The sequence below is a fragment of the Thioalkalivibrio sp. ALgr1 genome (assembly GCF_000378285.1).
Taxonomy (GTDB): Bacteria; Pseudomonadota; Gammaproteobacteria; order Ectothiorhodospirales; family Ectothiorhodospiraceae; genus Thioalkalivibrio.
Genome location: NZ_KB905133.1, coordinates 575,718 through 593,906, shown reverse-complemented (window position 1 = coordinate 593,906; position 18,189 = coordinate 575,718). Strand labels below are relative to the sequence as shown.

17 protein-coding genes and 1 tRNA gene are annotated in these 18,189 nt (G+C 65.4%); 12 read left to right on the top strand and 6 right to left on the bottom strand.

Translation table 11 applies throughout. From position 1 onward, the window contains the following. Positions 1-275: 275 nt before the first annotated feature. From F466_RS0107230 to F466_RS0107190, 9 genes are all read left to right on the top strand, one after another. Complete coding sequence (locus F466_RS0107230; RefSeq protein ID WP_018174633.1) at positions 276-737, top strand: hypothetical protein; 462 nt, start codon at positions 276-278, stop codon at positions 735-737. Between the two features lie 100 nt (positions 738-837). Further along, positions 838-1,368 (top strand): DUF4168 domain-containing protein, encoded by a 531-nt coding sequence (locus F466_RS0107225; RefSeq protein ID WP_018993742.1) that lies wholly within the window; start codon positions 838-840, stop codon positions 1,366-1,368. A 222-nt stretch (positions 1,369-1,590) separates the two neighbouring features. Beyond that, complete coding sequence (gene rplM / locus F466_RS0107220; RefSeq protein ID WP_018138548.1) at positions 1,591-2,019, top strand: 50S ribosomal protein L13; 429 nt, start codon at positions 1,591-1,593, stop codon at positions 2,017-2,019. 29 nt (positions 2,020-2,048) lie between these two features. Further along, on the top strand, positions 2,049-2,441 hold the full coding sequence (gene rpsI / locus F466_RS0107215) for a 30S ribosomal protein S9 (RefSeq protein WP_018138547.1): 393 nt from the start codon (positions 2,049-2,051) through the stop codon (positions 2,439-2,441). Between the two features lie 39 nt (positions 2,442-2,480). Continuing rightward, positions 2,481-2,554 (top strand) — tRNA-Gln (locus tag F466_RS0107210). A gap of 633 nt (positions 2,555-3,187) precedes the next feature. Beyond that, entirely contained in the window at positions 3,188-4,105 is a 918-nt protein-coding gene (locus F466_RS0107205; protein ID WP_018138816.1) for an MBL fold metallo-hydrolase, read from the top strand. Positions 4,106-4,158: 53 nt separating this feature from the next. Next, positions 4,159-4,308, top strand: a complete 150-nt coding sequence (locus F466_RS13415) for a DUF3096 domain-containing protein (RefSeq protein WP_018138815.1) — start codon at positions 4,159-4,161, stop codon at positions 4,306-4,308. 150 nt (positions 4,309-4,458) lie between these two features. After that, entirely contained in the window at positions 4,459-8,301 is a 3,843-nt protein-coding gene (locus F466_RS0107195) for a DUF3683 domain-containing protein (RefSeq protein WP_018993741.1), read from the top strand. 199 nt (positions 8,302-8,500) lie between these two features. Beyond that, positions 8,501-9,337, top strand: coding sequence for a rhodanese-like domain-containing protein (locus F466_RS0107190; protein WP_018993740.1), 837 nt, complete (start codon positions 8,501-8,503; stop codon positions 9,335-9,337). A gap of 79 nt (positions 9,338-9,416) precedes the next feature. Here F466_RS0107190 and F466_RS0107185 read toward each other — a convergent pair whose 3' ends face one another. Both F466_RS0107185 and rpiA read right to left on the bottom strand, forming a co-directional pair. After that, positions 9,417-9,626: a DUF2905 domain-containing protein gene (locus F466_RS0107185; protein ID WP_018138812.1), complete on the bottom strand. Its 210-nt coding sequence runs from the start codon at positions 9,624-9,626 to the stop codon at positions 9,417-9,419. Continuing rightward, complete coding sequence (gene rpiA, locus F466_RS0107180) at positions 9,626-10,285, bottom strand: ribose-5-phosphate isomerase RpiA (protein ID WP_018138811.1); 660 nt, start codon at positions 10,283-10,285, stop codon at positions 9,626-9,628. Before rpiA ends, F466_RS0107185 begins: the two co-directional genes overlap by 1 nt. Before the next feature lie 96 nt (positions 10,286-10,381). Here rpiA and ilvA point away from each other — a divergent pair, with 96 nt between their 5' ends. After that, the gene (gene ilvA, locus F466_RS0107175; protein WP_018138810.1) at positions 10,382-11,896 is read left to right on the top strand and encodes a threonine ammonia-lyase, biosynthetic; all 1,515 of its coding nucleotides are present in this window, start codon (positions 10,382-10,384) and stop codon (positions 11,894-11,896) included. Positions 11,897-11,951: 55 nt separating this feature from the next. Here the strand turns inward: ilvA and F466_RS0107170 are convergent, their stop codons facing one another. From F466_RS0107170 to purM, 4 genes are read right to left on the bottom strand one after another with little or no spacing between them, the layout of a single operon-like run. Continuing rightward, positions 11,952-13,358, bottom strand: a complete 1,407-nt coding sequence (locus F466_RS0107170) for an NAD(P)/FAD-dependent oxidoreductase (protein ID WP_018138809.1) — start codon at positions 13,356-13,358, stop codon at positions 11,952-11,954. 5 nt (positions 13,359-13,363) lie between these two features. Beyond that, on the bottom strand, positions 13,364-14,164 hold the full coding sequence (locus F466_RS0107165) for a DUF3108 domain-containing protein (RefSeq protein WP_018138808.1): 801 nt from the start codon (positions 14,162-14,164) through the stop codon (positions 13,364-13,366). Then, positions 14,115-14,852 carry a phosphoribosylglycinamide formyltransferase gene (gene purN / locus F466_RS0107160; protein ID WP_018138807.1) on the bottom strand — a complete coding sequence of 246 codons (738 nt, stop codon included), beginning with the start codon at positions 14,850-14,852 and terminating at the stop codon, positions 14,115-14,117. The genes F466_RS0107165 and purN overlap by 50 nt, the downstream gene beginning before the upstream one ends. Beyond that, complete coding sequence (gene purM / locus F466_RS0107155; RefSeq protein ID WP_018138806.1) at positions 14,849-15,907, bottom strand: phosphoribosylformylglycinamidine cyclo-ligase; 1,059 nt, start codon at positions 15,905-15,907, stop codon at positions 14,849-14,851. The genes purN and purM overlap by 4 nt, the downstream gene beginning before the upstream one ends. Positions 15,908-16,063: 156 nt before the next feature. Here purM and F466_RS0107150 point away from each other — a divergent pair, with 156 nt between their 5' ends. Beyond that, positions 16,064-17,095, top strand: coding sequence for a DUF2066 domain-containing protein (locus tag F466_RS0107150; protein ID WP_018993739.1), 1,032 nt, complete (start codon positions 16,064-16,066; stop codon positions 17,093-17,095). Continuing rightward, on the top strand, positions 17,092-18,171 hold the full coding sequence (locus F466_RS0107145; protein WP_018174643.1) for an AI-2E family transporter: 1,080 nt from the start codon (positions 17,092-17,094) through the stop codon (positions 18,169-18,171). The genes F466_RS0107150 and F466_RS0107145 overlap by 4 nt, the downstream gene beginning before the upstream one ends. Positions 18,172-18,189 lie beyond the last annotated feature (18 nt).

Here is an 18,189-nt window from a genome sequence, read left to right as displayed (position 1 = left end):
GCTGTATCGTGACCCATTTCACCCCTCTCAGCCCCTGATGGGCCGTACTGACCCGGGTCGCCCTGACCCATGTGTCGTTTTGACCCGCATCTCATTGTGACCCAGGCCCACCTGCAGGCCCTTTGGGTATTCGTAAAGCCTTGATTATTAGTTTGTTGTTCTTTTTGGGTCGTTTTTGGCACGGCTTCTGCTAACTCCTTGGGTGCAGTCAACCGAAAGCCAATCGAGCCGTTCCGTTGACTGTGCTGAAACCTTAAATGAAGGAGAGAAGCACAATGTCGACTTTTCGTAAATCTGCTCTAGCAATCGCGATGAGTTCCCTTTTTGCCCTCGGTGGTCTGAGCGCCGCCCAAGCCATGGGCGAAGGTGCCGAGGCGCCGGATGAAGAAGAGGCGCAGGAAGAACAGGGTGGTATGCCGCCCCAGATGATGGTCCAGGCGGGTGAGCCTGCCGCGCCGCCGGCCGATGATGACGACGAGGATCGTGAGGGTGGTGGCATGCCTCCGCAAATGGCCCAGGCCGGTGAGCCGGCTGCTCCGCCCGCGGATGACGACGAGGACGAGGGCAACGGCGGTATGCCTCCGCAGATGACTCAGGCCGGTGAGCCGGCTGCCCCGCCCGCGGACGATGATGATGACGACCGCGAAGGCGGTATGCCGCAGATGGCCCAGGCGGGCGGCGCTGAAGCCCCGGCTGGCGATGATGACGACGACGAAGACGACGCCCCGGATTGGTAATAAGGGGCTAACGGGCAAGCCGGGCAGTGTTCGTCTGCCCGGCCCCCATCTCTGAGGCAGGAGCCTCGAGTTTTTTCACCCAGAGGAAGAGGTAGACATTATGAGCTTTCGCAAGACCGCACTCGCATTTGCTTTGACTTCCATGTTCGCGATCGGTGGCGTGGCGACCGCGCAGACCGGCGACATGGGTGGTGGTGCCCAGGGTGGCGCCGAAGGTGCCCCGCCGCAGGGTGGTGCCGAAGGTGCGCCTCCGCAGGGTGGCCAGCCGCCGGAAGGTGGTGCCCAGGGTGGTCAGCCGCCTGAAGGTGGCGCTCCGCCGGAAGGTGGTGCTGCTGGTGCGCCGCCCGCTCAGCAGGCCCCTGAAGTGGACCTGAGCGAAGAAGATATCGACACGTTCGTGGGTGCCTTTGTGGCCGTCCAGGAAGTGCGCGAAGACTTCGCCAACCGCCTGCAGGAAGCCGAGGATGAAACCGAGGCCCAGTCCATGCAGCAGGAAGCCCAGGACGAAATGGTCAGCGCTGTTGAAGACGCCGGCATGTCCGTCGAGGAATACAACGAAGTGGCCATGGCTCTGCAGAACGATCCCGAGTTGATGCAGGAAGTCCAGGAGCGCGCCGAAGCGGAGATGTAATCCATCCCCGCTCCGGACCCCGGGCCTCGCGCCCGGGTCCAGAAAGGGCCGGCCTTCGTGCCGGCCTTTTTATTGTTTTCTATTACGGGATATCTCATGGGTGTGATCGCGCACAGGTTCTCGTGGGGCGTGCAGATTAATCCGCGCGCCGCTTGAATCAGACGCCGGGAAGCGCTATTCTTGCGCGCTTTCTGAATCGCCCCGACATCGGAGCATCAAGACATGAGCACCATCAGCGCCAAGCCGGCTGAAGTCGAACGCGACTGGTTCCTGGTCGACGCCGCGGACAAGACCCTCGGCCGCCTCGCCACGGAAATCGCGCGTCGCCTGCGCGGGAAGCACAAGCCCGTCTACACGCCGCACGTGGACACTGGCGATTACATCGTCGTGATCAACGCGGAAAAAATTCGCGTGTCCGGCAACAAGGCCAGCGACAAAATGTACTTCCGCCATACCGGCTACCCGGGTGGTATCAAGGAAGCCAATTTCAACCAGATGATTGACCGTCATCCGGAGAAGGTGCTCGAGCTCGCCGTGAAGGGCATGCTGCCGCGCAACCCGCTGGGCCGCGCCATGTTCAAGAAGCTCAAGGTGTACTCCGGTACCGAGCATCGCCACACCGCGCAGCAGCCGCAGCCGCTCGACATCTGACGGCTCAACAGCAAGGGAAATCGATCCGTATGGCTACCAATCAATACTACGGCACTGGCCGTCGCAAGACCTCCTCGGCCCGCGTGTTCCTGCGCCCGGGTACGGGCAACATCACGGTCAACGACAAGCCGCTGGACGAGTTCTTCGGCCGTCAGACCTCGCGCATGGTCGTGCGTCAGCCGCTGGAGGCCACCGAGTCCACCGAGAACTTCGACGTGATCGCGACCGTGGAAGGCGGGGGTGGCAACGGCCAGGCCGGCGCCATTCGTCTGGGCATCGCTCGTGCGCTGGTGCAGTACAACGAAGAGATGCGCCCGTCGCTGCGTCGTGGGGGTCATCTGACCCGTGACGCCCGCGAGGTCGAGCGCAAGAAGGTCGGCCTGCGCAAGGCTCGCCGCGCGACCCAGTACTCGAAGCGCTAAACTGCGCTCGAGTGCCGGCGCGTACGGCACCCGGTTCACTGGGGGATCGTCTAGCGGTAGGACTACGGACTCTGACTCCGTCAACCCAGGTTCGAATCCTGGTCCCCCAGCCATCCATAGAGAAGGGCCCCCTCGCGGGGCCCTTTTCTATGGATATTTGAGCGAGTCCAGGGTTCGAACCTGGAAGGTTCGGCGCAGCGAAGCGGAGCACTGCACGCGCGCTGCGCGTGCAGCCCCGAAGGGGTGAGGCGGCGCAGCCGCCGAATCATCCTGGTCCCCCAGCCATGGCGGTGTGCCCCTCGACGGGGCTCACCGCCATTTGCTTTGGACTGGTCGTTACTTCAGGGAAGGGCCCCCTCGCGGGGCCCTTTTCTATGGATATTTGAGCGAGTCCAGGGTTCGAACCTGGAAGGTTCGGCGCAGCGAAGCGGAGCACTGCACGCGCGCTGCGCGTGCAGCCCCGAAGGGGTGAGGCGGCGTAGCCGCCGAATCATCCTGGTCCCCCAGCCATCCCCGCCTGGATCCGCAATGGGCCCTTGCGGGGCGAGCATGGCGATGCGGCGATCTCTGCCGCTGGCTTTCCCTCCCCGCGTCCCAAACTCGCTACACTCCCCTGATCGGCGCCCCGCCACCCGCATCCAGCGGGAATTCTTGCGGCCCCTCTGCGTCGAACCCTTCAGGAATGGCGCGAACGTCGACTCGATGTGCGCCAGACAAAACCAAAAAAACAGGAGAGGAGAGAGTCCATGTCGGTACCTGACAACCCCTACGAGCCGGTCAGCGTCGATACCACCGCCCACGAGGTCGAGGGCGCGGATACCTGGTACATGATCGGGATATCCGGAATCCCGGACCCGGACAACGAGGGGCATACCTCGAACGCCGGCTTTGTGGTGACGGACGAGGGTGTGGTGGTCTACGACGCCCTGGGGACGCCGCCGCTCGGGTTCGAGATGATCCGGCGGATCAAGGAGGTAACGGATCAGCCGATCAAGTACGTGATTGCCGGGCATTACCACGCGGATCACATCTATGGCCTGCAGGCCTTCGCCGATCACACGGACGCGAAGATCATCGGCCAGTCGCGCGCGCAGGACTATCTTGACAGCCCCGGGGCCTCCGCACGGCTCGAGCAGCGCCGAGGTGTGCTGGCTCCCTGGGTCGACGAGGACACCCAGATCATCCCGCCGGACGAGTTCTTCGATGACGAGTACGTGATCAAGCTGGGCGGCAAGACGTTTCGTTGCGTGCACGCAGGCCCGGCCCATTCGCCGGATGACATCATCATGGTGGTGGAGGAGACCGGCGTGGTCTTTGCCGGCGATATCGTGTTCGACGGCCGCATCCCGTTCATGGGTGATGACGCGCTGGACTCGGAAAACTGGGTCAAACGTCTGGAAGAACTGATGGAGATGGACCTGAAGTTCCTGGTCCCGGGGCATGGCGACGCCACCGACGAGGCAGCTCGCGCGGTGAAGTTCACCCGTGACTATATCGCGTATCTGCGTGAACACATGGGCGCGGCAGTCGAGAATATGGATTCCTTCGACGAGGCCTATGCGGCGATGGACTGGTCCGACTATGAGGACCTGCCGGCCTTCGAGCAGACCAATCGCAGCAACGCCAATGCCGTTTATCTGGAGATGGAAGAAAAACTCTTCTGATCTCGATCACTCGCGGTATGCCGGGCCGTCGAGCCCGGCAAAGGAGCATCCGCATGACGCTGCATATTGACCCCGGCCTGCTGACGGCCATCCTCTCGCTGGGTGCGGGCATCCTGATTCTGGTTTGGCCCCGGCTGCTGAACTATATCGTGGCGATCTACCTGATCGTAATCGGTGCGGTGGGGCTGCTGACCTACCTGTAACGCCGGGTAACCAGAAGCCGGGTACCGAACGGCGCGGGGATCGGCAGGTACTTTGGTGCCCAAAAGCATGGACGAAGAGTGCGACTTCGTGCGCATCCCGCACGGAGCCGTTACTCTTTGCGCTCATTCTGATCGGGGGGCCAAGCCTCAATGACCGCCGAACGCGTTCGAGAAATACCCTATAACTACACTTCATTCTCCGACCGCGAAATTGTCATCCGCTTCCTGGGTTCCGATACCTGGGACCTCCTCAACGAACTGCGTGGGGAACGCCAGACGGGTGTCTCTGCGCGCATGCTGTTCGAGGTGCTCGGCGACATGTGGGTGGTCGCCCGCAACCCGTATATCCAGGACGACCTGCTGGACGACAAGAAGCGCCGCAAGTCGCTGATCGATGCGATGCAGCATCGCCTGGACCAGATTCGCAAGCGTGCCGACGGCAACGAGAAGGCGCTGACGCTGGCGCGCCGTGCCCAGGCCGCGGTCACCGCATTTGCCGACGAGTTCCAGCAGACGCTGGAGCTGCGCGAGCGTGTGCGCAAACGCCTGAAGGGCCTGACGCACAAGGACAACATCCAGTTCGGTGGTCTGGCCCGCGTCTCCCACGTCACCGACGCCACCGACTGGCGCGTGGAACTGCCGTTCGTCGTGCTGACGCCGGATTCCGAGGACGAAATGGGGCCGCTGGTCGCCGCCTGTATCGAACTCGGCCTGACCGTGATCCCGCGTGGTGGTGGTACCGGCTATACCGGCAGTGCGGTGCCGCTGTCCAAGCGTTCCGCCGTGATCAATACCGAAAAGCTCGAAGGGATCGGTCCGGTCGAGCGACGTCCGCTCCCGGGTGTCGATCAGGACGTGGCTGTCGTGCGTGTGGAGGCCGGCGTGGTGACCAAGCGCGTCTCCGAGCTGGCCGCCGAGAATGGACTCGTGTTCGCGGTGGATCCCACTTCGCAGGACGCCTCCACCATCGGCGGCAACGTCGCCATGAACGCGGGGGGCAAGAAGGCCGTGCTCTGGGGGACCGCGCTGGACAACCTCGCCTCCTGGACGATGGTCACCCCCGAGGCCGACTGGATGCGGGTCGAGCGCCTGGACCACAACCTCGGCAAGATCCATGATGCCGAGACCGTGCGCTTTCGCATTACACGTTTTGGCCCCGACGGTCGCACCCCCAGGGGCGAACCCGAGACGCTGGAGATGCCGGGTGCACGCTTCCGCAAGCTCGGTCTGGGCAAGGACGTGACCGACAAGACCCTGATGGGCGTGCCGGGCATCCAGAAGGAGGGCTGTGACGGCCTGATCACCTCGGCCGAGTTCATCCTGCACCGGATGCCGGACAACATCCGCACCGTCTGCCTGGAGTTCTACGGGACCGACCTGCATCAGGCGGTTCCGGCGATCGTCGAAATCAAGGATGCGGTGGATGCCGAGGACGACGTCCTGCTGGCGGGACTGGAACACCTGGACGAGCGCTATGTGCGCGCCGTCAAGTACACCCCCAAGGGCGCCCGTGGCGAGCAGCCGAAGATGGTGCTGATCGCCGACATCGTCTCCGACAACGAGGATGCCCTGGGCAAGCTCGCCGCCAAGATGGTGCGCGCGGCCAACGCCCGCAACGGCGAGGGCTTCATCGCCGTGAGCCCGGAGGCACGCAAGCGTTTCTGGGCCGATCGCGCGCGCACTGCCGCGATCGCCCACCACACCAACGCGTTCAAGATCAACGAGGACGTGGTGATCCCGCTGGAGCGGCTCGCCGAGTACACCGAGGGGATCGAGACCCTGAACGTGCGCGAATCGCTGAAGAACAAGCTGGCGATGATCGACGAGGTGCTGGAGTGCATGCGCGGCGACCACCCCGAGCTGCGCGAGCTACTGGAGGACACCGGTGGCGAAGGGCAGCAGTGGTTCGAGGCCAAGCGCGAACGCGCGGTCGAGAAGCTCGAGGCGGTGCAGAAGCGCTGGAAGGCGATCGCGGACAACTACTTTACGCTGGCCTCCGAGTGCGACGAGCTGCTGGACGAACCCGCCCGCGCCGATCGCCGTGACCACGACAAGCTGATCAACCTGCTACTGCGACGCAGCCTGCGCATCTCCTATCGTGCGGAGGTGGAGCGCCCGCTGTTCGAGATCTTCGACGGTCACCAGATGGAGTCGGTGCGCAAGCGCCTGGGCGCGATCCACGACCGCGTGCTGACCAGCCGGTTGTTCATCGCCCTGCACATGCACGCCGGGGATGGCAACGTGCACACCAACATCCCGGTCAACTCCAACGACTACCAGATGATGCACCAGGCCGAGCGTCTGGTGGATGACGTGATGCGCCTGGCGCGCGAGCTGAATGGCGTGATCTCCGGCGAGCACGGGATCGGGCTGACCAAAATGCAGTATCTCGAGCCCGAACGCATCGAGTCGTTCGCGAAGTACAAAAAGCAGGTCGACCCCAATGGCGTGTTCAACGCCGGCAAGCTGCTCGAGGGCTCCGGGCTGTCCAACGCCTATACGCCGTCCCTGCGCCTGGTGAAGCAGGAGGCACTGATCCTGGAGCAGAGCGAGCTGGGCGATCTCAATGACGAGATCAAGGACTGCCTGCGCTGCGGCAAGTGCAAGCCGGAGTGCAACACGCATGTCCCGCGCGCGAACCTGCTCTACTCGCCGCGCAACAAGATCCTGGCCACCGGGCTGATCGTCGAGGCCTTCCTCTACGAGGAGCAGACCCGGCGCGGGCTGTCGCTGCACCACTTCGACGAGATGAACGATGTGGCCGACCACTGCACGATCTGCCACAAGTGCCTGAATCCGTGCCCGGTCGACATCGACTTCGGCGACGTGACCATGCACATGCGCTCGATCCTGAAGAAGAAGGGCAAGCGCAAGGCCACGCCGGCGACGATGATGTCCATGGCCTTCCTGAACACCAAGGATCCGTCCAAGATCAAGGGCATCCGCAAGGGGGCGATCCAGATGGGCTATGCCGCCCAGCGCCTCGGCCACTACGCGTTCAAGAAGCTCAACCTGACCGGCGAGGGCAAGCGCCCGCGCTCGACCACCGGCAAGGCCCCGATGCACGAACAGGTCGTGCACTTCGTGAAAAAGCCGATGCCGGCCGGTCTGCCGAGCCAGACCACCCGCCAGATGCTCGGGCTCGAGGATTCGCGCTATGTGCCAATCCTGCGCGACCCGGTGAAGACCGATCTCGATTCCGACGCGGTGTTCTATTTCCCCGGCTGTGGGTCCGAGCGCCTGTTCAGTCAGGTCGGGCTGGCGACCCTGGCTATGCTCTACGACGTCGGCGCACAGACCGTGCTGCCACCGGGCTACCTGTGCTGCGGCTATCCGCAGAACTCCAATGGCGACTTCGACAAGGGCTCGCAGATCACCACCGAAAACCGGGTGCTGTTCCACCGCGTGGCGACCACGCTGAACTACCTGGACATCAAGACCGTGGTGGTCTCCTGCGGCACCTGCATGGATCAGCTGCTCAAATACGAGTTCGAGCGCATCTTCCCGGGCTGCCGACTGCTCGACATCCACGAATACCTGATGGAGAAGGGCGTGAAGCTGGAGGGGCTCAACGGGGTGCAGTACATGTACCACGACCCCTGCCACTCGCCGATGAAGTCGCACAAGCCGACCGATGTGGCCGCCAAGCTGCTGGGGCAGGAGGTGCTGCAGTCCAACCGCTGCTGCGGCGAGGCGGGCACGTTCGCGGTCAGCCGTCCGGATATCGCGACCCAGGTACGCTTCCGCAAGCAGGAAGAACTGCACAAGGGGATTCGCCAGCTTACCGGCGAGGACAAGGCCGAAAACGGCAACGTGAAGCTGCTGACCTCCTGCCCGGCCTGCCAGCAGGGCCTGTCGCGCTACCGCGAGGACACCGGCATGGATACCGACTACATCGTGGTCGAGATGGCCAATCGCCTGATGGGCGACGGCTGGCAGAAGGACTTCATCGACCGGGCGCGCGAGGGCGGCATCGAGAAGGTTCTCCTGTAGGGGCGACGCTGCGGCGCCAGGACGGGCGGCAAGGCCCGCGCCTGGAAAGCCGCGTATGGTTGGCTACAATCGGGGCAACCGGGTACCCTGCCAAAACGTGCATCGTGCGATGTGCGTTCCGGGTCGGGACCCGGAGGGCTAAAGGGGCGATTCGTGGGCCGCAGTTCGCGGACGCCCATCGTCAACCAAGGGAGTTCGCATGATCGTTCGTTTCGCTCGCCCCCGAGTGGCCCTGGTGGCCCTGTGCCTGAGTCTGGCCGGAGCGCCCATCGTGGCCTCGGCCCAGCAACCTTTTGTGGAATTCCCTGGCCGCCCGCTCTATGAGCGCTTTGGGGTCGAGGCGGTGGATCTGTTCGACCTGCGCGGCCAGTTGTCGGGGTCCACCGTGGTCGACGTTCGCCCCCGGCTGGAATACGACATCCTGCATATCGAGGGCGCTCATCACGTCGATCTCGACAGCGAAGACTTCGATCAGCAGATCCTGGCGCTGGAAGAGGAACATGGCAGCCCACTGGTGTTCTACTGCAACGGACGCCAGAGCTACGCCGGCTATCGTGCCGCCGCGCGCGCCAACGAGCTCGGCGTGGCTTCGGCCCAGGCCTATGACGCCGGGATGCAGGACTGGGTCGAGCGCTACCCAGGGCTGGCTCGTTTCCGTGGTGAGCCGGCCAACGAGGCCGAGGACGAACTGATCAGCGGGGACGACTTCGAGGCCCGCGTGCTGGCGGCCGACGCCTTCTCCCGGCGCGCCCGCCAGGGTGAGGATGTCGTGGTCGTGGATATCCGCAGCCGCGGCGAACGCGACGAGATCTCGCTGTTTGGTGGCCGCGAGGTCGGCGCGCCCTTGTCGGACATCAGCGCCCTGGACCGTATCGTGGACCAGGCCCGGCGCAACGAGCAGACCCTGCTGATCTTCGACCAGTACGGGCAGCAGGCTCGCTGGCTGCAGTACCACCTGGAAGAACGCGGGGTGGATGACTACTACTTCCTGGAAGGCGGCCTGCAGCGCTTCTACGACGAGGTCATGGCGCGCTAGCGACTGTGGCCGAGAGCCGCTTTGCATGGCTCTCACAAACAAAAGGGCCGGGGACATCCCCGGCCTTTTTGTTGCGTGGCTAACGCCGAAACAGTGCGAGAATAATCGAGATCACCACGCTTACGATGATCATCGTCGTGATCGGGAAATAGAAGCGGGCATTTTCGCGTTCGATCACGATGTCGCCCGGCAGACGACCCCAGGGGACCTTGCCCAGCCAGGGCCACAGCAGGCCGATCAGAACGATCAGCCCGCCGATGACGATCAGCCACTTGCCGGTTTCGCTCACTAGGCGGTCATTTCCTCGACGCCAGAGGGCGAGCCGACCAGCATCACGTCCGCCGGGCGGCGGGCGAACAGGCCGTTGGTGACCACGCCGGCGATGTGGTCCAGCTCGGACTCCAGTTCCACCGGGTTCATGATGCGCAGGTTGTGCACGTCCAGGATGACGTTGCCGTTATCGGTCTTGAAGCCCTCGCGCAGCTCCGGATTGCCGCCCAGCTTCGAAAGCGCACGGGCCACGTGGCTGCGCGCCATCGGAATCACCTCGACCGGCAGCGGGAATGCGCCGAGGTAATCCACGACCTTCGTCTCGTCGACGACGCAGACGAAGGTCTTCGAGGCCGCCGCGACGATCTTCTCGCGGGTCAGCGCGCCGCCCCCACCCTTGGTCAGGTGCAGGTGGCGCGTCGCCTCGTCGGCCCCGTCGACGTAGATGGGCAGCGGGCCGGCGGAGTTCAGATCCAGGACCTCGATCCCGTGGCCGCGCAGGCGCTCTGCACTGGCCTCGCTGGAGGCTACAGCGCCGTCGATCTTGCCCTTGATACCGGCCAGGGCATCGATGAAGTAATTCGCGGTCGAGCCGGTGCCGACCCCCACGATCCAGCCACTTTCGATGCGCTCGAGCGCGGCCTCGGCGACCGCCTTCTTCATTTCGTCCTGAGTCATTACGCTGTCTCGTCTTTGATGTCTATAACCCGCCGAGGATACCGACTGGCGCGCAAGCGAGACAAGCATGATTCGCGCCGTGCTATCGTTCCGGCCATGACAGTCCCCTACCTCGAGAAGATCCTCACGGCGCGTGTCTACGATGTCGCGCGCGAGACGCCGCTGGAGCCGATGCCGACGCTGTCGCAGCGCCTGGGGTCCAGCATCTGGCTCAAGCGCGAGGACCTGCAGCCGGTGTTCTCGTTCAAGCTGCGCGGGGCCTACAACAAGATCGCGCAGCTTACGCCCGAGCAGCGCAAGAAAGGCGTGATTGCCGCCTCCGCAGGTAACCATGCCCAGGGGGTGGCGTTGGGCGCGGCCCATCTGGGGATCAAGGCGGTGATCGTGATGCCGGTGACCACGCCGTCGATCAAGATCGCGGCCGTGCGCCGTTATGGCGGGAAGGCGGTATTGCACGGCGATTCTTTCGACGAGGCGGCCGCGCATGCGCGGACCTTGCAGGAAAAGCACGGCTATACGTTTATCCACCCGTTCGACGATCCGGACGTAATCGCCGGCCAGGGTACCGTGGCGATGGAACTGTTGCGCCAGCACTCCGCGCCGCTGGATGCGGTGTTCGTCTGCATCGGTGGCGGAGGTCTGGCGGCGGGCATGGCCGCCTACATCAAGCGCCTGCGTCCGGAGATCAAGGTAATCGGGGTCGAGCCGGACGACGCCCCGTCCATGTACAAGGCGCTGCAGCAGAATCGTCGCGTCACGCTGAAGCAGGTCGGGATCTTTGCCGACGGCGCCGCCGTGCGCCAGGTGGGCAAGGAGACCTTTCGCCTGGTGCGCGAGCTGGTCGACGAGGTCCTGCTGGTGGATACCGACTCGATCTGCGCCGCGATCAAGGATGTGTTCGACGACACCCGCGTACTGGCGGAGCCGGCGGGCGCGCTGGCGGTGGCCGGGATGAAGCAGTACATCGCGCGCGAAGGGATCACGGGGGGCGACTTCGCCGCCGTGCTGAGCGGTGCCAACATCAATTTCGACCGTCTGCGCCACGTGGCCGAGCGCGCCGAGATCGGCGAGCACCGCGAGGCCCTGTTCGCGGTGACCATCCCCGAGCGCCCGGGGAGCTTTCGCCAGTTCTGCCAGGCCATCGGCAAGCGGGGCATCACGGAGTTCAACTACCGCTACGCGGACGACGAGCGTGCGCACGTGTTTGCCGGCATCAAGCTGGAAGGCGGCGACAGCGAACGTCAGGCGATCCGCGAGACGCTGGAGGCGCAGGGCTACGAGGTCATGGACATGACCGAGAACGAGGTGGCCAAACTGCACCTGCGGCACATGGTCGGTGGTCATGGCGGCGAGGTCCGCAACGAACGCCTGTACCGCTTCGAGTTTCCCGAGCGCCCCGGGGCGTTGCTGAACTTCCTGACCCACATGGGCCAGACCTGGAACATCAGCCTGTTCCACTACCGCAACCACGGGGCCGCCTACGGGCGCGTGCTGGTGGGGATGCAGATCCCGGCCGAGGATCGCGCGCGCTTTCGCGATTTTCTGAAGGAAGTCGGCTACCCCTGGCACGAGGAGACGGCCAACCCGGCCTACTCGCTGTTTCTGCGCTGATTGCGTTCCCGGCTAAGGCGGCTATGGGGGCACATCCTTGTGCCGCCCGTGTCCACTAAAGCCCGAAGATCTCGGACTTCAGGTTCCACTTCGAGGCGAGGGTTTCCGTTGCGTTGAGGAATTCCTCGGCGCGGGCCGGGTGGTTCCACTGGCCGCGGGCGAGCCAGGCCAGTGCGGTGTCGCGGTCGGGGGCCAGCGAAAGGATGTGAATCAGTTCGCCGGCGTCGCTGCCGATGACCTCGCCGCCCAGCAGGGCGCCGGTGTCCATGTCGCCGATCAGGCGTACGAAGCCCTCCGGCTCGTCCTGGCCCAGCGCGCGCGGGGAGGTCTCGAACGCGGCGAAGCCGACCGCCGGCTCCAGCTCATCGTCCTCGGCGTCGTCCTCGTCCATCCCCAGGCGCGCCATCTCCACCGCGGAGTAGATCGCGATCGGCACGAAGCGCTCGTCCTGCTCGCGGGAATTGCCGTTCTGGATGTTTTCCACCGCGATGGTGGCGTCCGCCAGCGCGTGGTTCGCGGTCTGCCATTCGCTCGCGACATCGCCGATGGCGTAGATGTTGTCGACATCGGTCTGCAGGGTGGGGCGGCGCTTCACGAAGCCGCGGGCATCGATCTTCACCCCGATTTCGTCGAGGTTCAGGCCCTCGGTATGCGGGGTGCGCCCGGTGCCGAGCAGGACCCAGTCGACCTCGAAGCTGTTGCCCTCGCTGTCGGTGATGGTGACGCCGTTATCGGAGGTCTCGACCTGGTCATATCCCTTGACCCGCACCGGCTCGATGCCGTCCGCGGCCAGCTGTTCCTTCAGCGTACCCAGCGCCTGAGGGCTGAATTTCTGGGTGGACAGGGGCTTGGAGCGCGACAGCCAGGTCACCTTCTTGCCGAGGTGATGGAAGATCCAGGCGAACTCGGTGGCGACCACGCCGGAGCCGATGATCGCGACGCGCTTGCCTGCCGGCGGCTTGTCGTCGAACAGCATGTCGGTGGTCAGTACGCGCCCGGGTTCGGTCGTGAACGGGGCCGGGACAGTAGCGGTGGCACCGGTGGCGATAATGGTATGGCGGGCCTGGATGGTCTCGGTTCCATCCTCCGTCGCGACCTCGAGGGTTTCGGCATCGCGGAAGCGGGCAGTGCCGTGACGGTACTGGATCTTCAGGTGCTTCATGTAGCCGAGGTAGGAGTTGCGGACCTCGGTGACCACGTCCTTCTGGTGGTCCCAGGCGCGGTCCATGTCGGCCGTGAGGCTGCCGCTGATGCCGCGGCCCTCGAAGTGGCGCTGCGCGGCGACGGTGCGTGCGGTGTGGTACCAGTCCTTTTTCGGCACGCAGCCGCGGTTCAGGCAGCAGCCGCCCCAGTCGCCCTTTTCGACGATGACGACGTTGAGCCCGCGCAGGGCGCCCAGAACGGCGGCACGATAGCCCCCGGGGCCACTTCCGATGATGGCCAGGTCAAAGGTCTCGCTCATGGTGTCTACTCGGTCAGGTCAATGATCGGGTCGTGCCACTCCAGCCGGGTCAGCTTCAGTTCGAACACGCGGCCGTCGGCCTCGTAATCGAACCTTACCGGCAGGTGGCTGAGGTCGGGGGCGAACCAGGCAGAGAGTTCGATGTCACTGTCCTGGCTCTTGCGCACGACGCGCACCGTCTCGATACGCCCCATCGGGGATTCGATCGTCTCCGTATCGGCGTACTCGAAGCGATACTCGCGCAGGCGGTCGCGTTCCAGGGTCTGTACCGTTTCGCCGTCGCCCTCTCTGGCGAGGTCGCCCGCTTCCAGGCGCTGCATCATGAAGTACAGCGAGCCGAGGAAGTCGAGGGTATGCGGGGGAACCTCGATATCGAATCGCTCGTTGTCTACGTGTCCGATCGCACGGTCTTCTTCCCAGTCGAAGCGCGTCTCGACCTTGCGTTCGCGGCGGGGTGTCACCTCGCGGCTGCGCGAGGTGACCAGTTGAAGCCCGACGTCGTTGGCGTTCATCAGGGCCTCGCGGCTCAGCTCGAAGCGCCCGAGGATCCGCAGGAAGCCGGATACATGGGCATCCATGGCCATGCGTGTTTGTACGTCTTCGTGGTTCAGGGTGATCCTGGCATTCAGGGTGTTGCCCATGGCCTGGGCCTCGTAGCTGGCCGTGAATGGCGGCAGGCGCGGACCCTCCTGGGGCTCATTGGCGGCAGCGGACGCCAGCAGGACCTGTCCCAGCAGGAGCAGGGCGGTCAGCAGGCTAGTCCGCGTCGCGCGGCACAGGGCTCCGTTCCTCGGGAGCTTCAACATCGGGTACTACCTCATTGGTTTCGAGCTGCAGCGGGACCGTCAACGGGGTGTTGTCCCCGGTCACGATGCGGTCGCGCCACTGAATTTCCCCTGAACACAGGCGCCGCACGACCTCGGGATACAGCCGGTGTTCGGCGCGCTGGACGCGGGTGGCGAGGCTCTCGGGCGTGTCATCGGGCAGGACCGGCACGCGGGCCTGCATGATCACCGGGCCGCCGTCCAGTTCGGGGGTGACAAAATGCACGCTGGCGCCGTGTTCGTCCTCCCCGTCGGCCAGCGCGCGGGCATGTGTGTCCAGCCCACGGTACTTCGGCAACAGGGAGGGGTGAATGTTCAACAGCCTTCCCGTGAAGCGATCGACGAAACCGGGGGTCAGGATGCGCATGAAGCCGGCCAGGATCACGAGATCGGGGTCAAAGGCCTCGATCGCCTCGGCCAGATCTGCATCGAAGGCCTCGCGCGAGGGGTAGTCGCGGTGGTTCAGAACACGTGCGGGGATCGCGTGCTCTTCCGCGTAGGCCAGCCCCCCTGCATCGGGGCGATTGCTGATGATGCCGACGATCCGGGCCGGGATGTGGCCAGTGTTGCAGGCCTCGATCATGGCGCCCAGATTGCTGCCGCGCCCCGAGATCAGGACGACCAGGCGTGGCAGGGAATCCGGGCTGGAGGGGCCGGCGTTGCTGCTCATCGTGCGGCGTAGACCACCCCGGGGGCCGTGTCTTCGCAGTTCACGATCACGCCGATCGGCCAGCTCGGGATGCCCGCCCGGGCCAGTGCCGAGCTGGCGGCCTCGACACGGTCTTCGGGCAGGATCACGGTCATGCCGATCCCGCAGTTGAACGTGCGCAGCATCTCTTCAGGCGCGATGTCGCCGGCCTGTTGCAGCCAGTCGAACACGGGTGGCCATTGCCAGGCCTGCGGATCAATGCGGGCGCACAGCTGCTCCGGCAGCACTCGCGGGAGGTTTTCGGTCAGGCCGCCACCGGTGATGTGGGCCGCCGCGTGTACCGGAAACTGCTGCATCAGATCCAGCAGCGGGCGCACGTAGATCGTGGTCGGGGCCATCAGGGCGTCGCCCAATGTGGTGCCGTCGGCTCCGGGAAGCGGGGCATCCAGGGCCGCGCCGGAGTGTTCCAGGACGCGCCGGATTAGAGAATAGCCATTGGAGTGCGGGCCGCTGGCGGCCAGCCCGAGCACGACATCGCCCGCGCTGACCCGGGTGCCGTCGATCAGGGCCTCCTTTTCGGCAATGCCGACCGCGAAGCCCGCGACGTCGTAGTCCTCGCCCTGGTACATGCCCGGCATCTCGGCCGTTTCGCCCCCGATCAGGGCGCAGCCGGCCTGTTCGCAGCCGGTGGCGATACCGGTGACGACATCCGCGGCGATATCGACGTCCAGGTGTCCGGTGGCGTAGTAGTCGAGGAAGAACAGCGGCTCGGCTCCCTGCACCACGATGTCATTCACGCACATCGCCACCAGATCGATGCCGATGCTGTCATGGCGCCCCGTCTCCTGGGCCAGGCGCAGCTTGGTGCCTACGCCGTCGGTGCCGGAGACCAGCACAGGCTGCTTGTAGCGGTCCATCGGGAGCTCAAACAGGGCACCAAAGCCGCCCAGCCCGGCCATGACGCCAGGGCGCTGCGTGCGGGCGGCATGCGGTTTGATGCGTTCGACCAGCTCGGCGCCGGCCTCGATGTCGACACCTGCCTCGCGGTAGGTCAGGCCTGAACGGGTTTCGGACATGGGTACCCTGGGTGGTTGATGGCCGCATCCGGTATCCGGCGGCGCTCGCGGAATCCGGCATGGTAGCGAGGCGCCGGGGGGCGTGCAAAAAGCCGGGCGCTGCAGGGCGGGGCGCTGTGGTATTTTGGGCGCCTGTCGAAAACGCCATTCAACCCTATGCTGCGCCTCTTTCGCCCGTCCCGCGCCCTGGCTGCGTGCCTACTCCTGTGTCTGCTGTTGTTGGTCTCTCCATTGCTGGCGGATGATGCCGTGGTGGTGAACGTCCATGCGGAGGACGAAACGACCGCGCTGGCGCAGGGCCTGGAACAGGCGCTGGTGCGCGTGGCCGGGCAGCGTTCGCCGGAGCTGAGCGAACTGGCGCAGCTCCTGTTGCTGGAACTGGACGAGGAGGGGCGTATTGAGGCCCTGCGTCGGCGGCAGGAGGTGGATAACGGCGAATATCGCCTGGAGTTCGATCGGGGCCGCCTGCGCAACGCTCTAAATGCCGCCGAGGTGCCCGTGGTGCTGGGCGCGCGCCCGCAACTGCTGGTCTGGGCGGTGTACGAGGCGGACGGGCGCCGCCACCTGCTGGGCTCCACCCAGGACGAGGCCGATGTGCTGGCCGGGATTGACGCGCTGGGGCGCGATCGCGGGATGCCTTTCGTGCTGCCACTGGGGGATCTGGAGGATCGCCGGGCCGCGCAGGCGGGGGATGTGATTGGTGGCGTGACCGAGCCGCTGCAGGAAGCGGCCGGGCGCTACGGGCCGACGGGTATCGTGGCGCTGCATGTACGCTCGGTTGGGGGTGGCGCCGAGGCGCGTGCCATTACCGTGCATGGTGGGCGCGAGTACCGTAGTGAGGGCCGCGGTGAATCTCCGGCCGCCGCGGCGCGCGCGGCGGTCGAGGATGGCCTTGACCAGGTCGTGGCACCGCTGGCCCGCGTCGCCGCCGAGCCCGAGTGGGTGAAGCTGGGCTTTGTCGGGATCGAGGGCTTTCCCGCGTTCGAGGCGTTGCGGCGGGAGCTGGCGCAGATCGAGGCTATTGAGAGCGCAAGGCTGGATTCGCTGGGTGGTAACGCGGTGACCCTCGAGGTGCGCACGGGTTTGGCCCCGGATGACCTGGTAGACCTGCTGCACGCCAGCGGCTATGGCGCGGCGGAGGATCCGCGCGGTGACTCCGAGGCGAAGGCCTGGCTGCGCCGCGAGTGAACCCGCTGGCGCCATTCTCTGCTGCCACGCTGGCGGCCCTGGTCGGGCTGGTGGTCCTGGGCGTGGCGCTCTATCTGCTAGCGCCGATTCTTACGCCGTTTCTGATCGCGCTGCTGATCGGCTACCTGTTCAACCCCCTGGTGACGCGCCTGGCGGTACGCATGGGCGGTTCGCGCACCTTGGCCACGCTGGTGATCTTCGTGCTGGTGATGCTGGGAATGGCGGGGCTGGTGCTGGTCCTGATCCCGCTGGCCATGGCCCAGTTCGAACGCCTGATGCTGCTGTTGCCCGAGGTGATCGCCTGGTTCGACGAGCGGGTTCGTCCCTGGATCGAGCAGCAGGCGGGCGATCGCCTGCCGGCTCTGGAGCCGGCGGCACTGCAGGAACTGCTGGCCGAGCACTGGCGCGAGGCCGGCGGTCTGGCGGGCGGGTTGCTGCACTGGCTGGGCAGCTCGACCGGCGCCCTGGTCCTGGGCGTGCTCAATCTGGTGCTGATCCCGGTGGTCAGTTTCTATCTGCTGCGGGACTGGCCGCGGCTGGTCGCGGGTCTGCATGACCTGCTGCCGCGAGCCTGGCGTGACCCGGTCAGCCGTTTTGCGGTGGAATCGGACCATACCCTGGGGGCGTTCCTGCGCGGGCAGCTACTGGTAATGCTGGCGCTGGGGCTGTTCTACGCGATCACCCTGAGTGTGGCGGGCGTACAGATGGGGCTGGCCATCGGCCTGATTGCCGGACTGGTCAGTTTCATCCCCTATGTGGGCGTGATCGTGGGCATCGTGCTGGCCACGGCGGCCGTGCTGTTCCAGGGCGATGGCTGGACGCTGTTGCTGGTGGTGCTGGTGATCTTCGCGGTGGCGCAGGTGCTGGAGTCGGTGGTGCTGACCCCGTGGCTGGTGGGGGACCGGACCGGGCTGCATCCGGTGGCGGTGATCTTTGCCGTGCTCGCCGGCGGTCAGCTGTTCGGGTTCTTCGGGGTCCTGCTTGCGTTGCCGGTGGCGGCGGTGCTCGCAGTTGCGGTGCGTCAGGCAATGGCGCGCTATCGGGACATGAACGCAGCCGGGGCCGATGTCCCGTGAGACCCGAAGGCAACAGCC

Coding starts and splice junctions, on each gene's coding strand:
- F466_RS0107170 (WP_018138809.1), bottom strand. CDS start 13,358: ATGAGCGAGACCTTTGACCTGGCCATCATCGGAAGTGGCCCCGGGGGC.
- rpiA (WP_018138811.1), bottom strand. CDS start 10,285: ATGACTCAGGACGAAATGAAGAAGGCGGTCGCCGAGGCCGCGCTCGAG.
- purN (WP_018138807.1), bottom strand. CDS start 14,852: ATGAGCAGCAACGCCGGCCCCTCCAGCCCGGATTCCCTGCCACGCCTG.
- F466_RS0107190 (WP_018993740.1), top strand. CDS start 8,501: ATGATCGTTCGTTTCGCTCGCCCCCGAGTGGCCCTGGTGGCCCTGTGC.
- rplM (WP_018138548.1), top strand. CDS start 1,591: ATGAGCACCATCAGCGCCAAGCCGGCTGAAGTCGAACGCGACTGGTTC.
- F466_RS0107230 (WP_018174633.1), top strand. CDS start 276: ATGTCGACTTTTCGTAAATCTGCTCTAGCAATCGCGATGAGTTCCCTT.
- ilvA (WP_018138810.1), top strand. CDS start 10,382: ATGACAGTCCCCTACCTCGAGAAGATCCTCACGGCGCGTGTCTACGAT.
- rpsI (WP_018138547.1), top strand. CDS start 2,049: ATGGCTACCAATCAATACTACGGCACTGGCCGTCGCAAGACCTCCTCG.
- F466_RS0107205 (WP_018138816.1), top strand. CDS start 3,188: ATGTCGGTACCTGACAACCCCTACGAGCCGGTCAGCGTCGATACCACC.
- F466_RS0107165 (WP_018138808.1), bottom strand. CDS start 14,164: ATGTTGAAGCTCCCGAGGAACGGAGCCCTGTGCCGCGCGACGCGGACT.
- F466_RS0107225 (WP_018993742.1), top strand. CDS start 838: ATGAGCTTTCGCAAGACCGCACTCGCATTTGCTTTGACTTCCATGTTC.
- F466_RS0107195 (WP_018993741.1), top strand. CDS start 4,459: ATGACCGCCGAACGCGTTCGAGAAATACCCTATAACTACACTTCATTC.
- F466_RS0107150 (WP_018993739.1), top strand. CDS start 16,064: ATGCTGCGCCTCTTTCGCCCGTCCCGCGCCCTGGCTGCGTGCCTACTC.
- F466_RS13415 (WP_018138815.1), top strand. CDS start 4,159: ATGACGCTGCATATTGACCCCGGCCTGCTGACGGCCATCCTCTCGCTG.
- purM (WP_018138806.1), bottom strand. CDS start 15,907: ATGTCCGAAACCCGTTCAGGCCTGACCTACCGCGAGGCAGGTGTCGAC.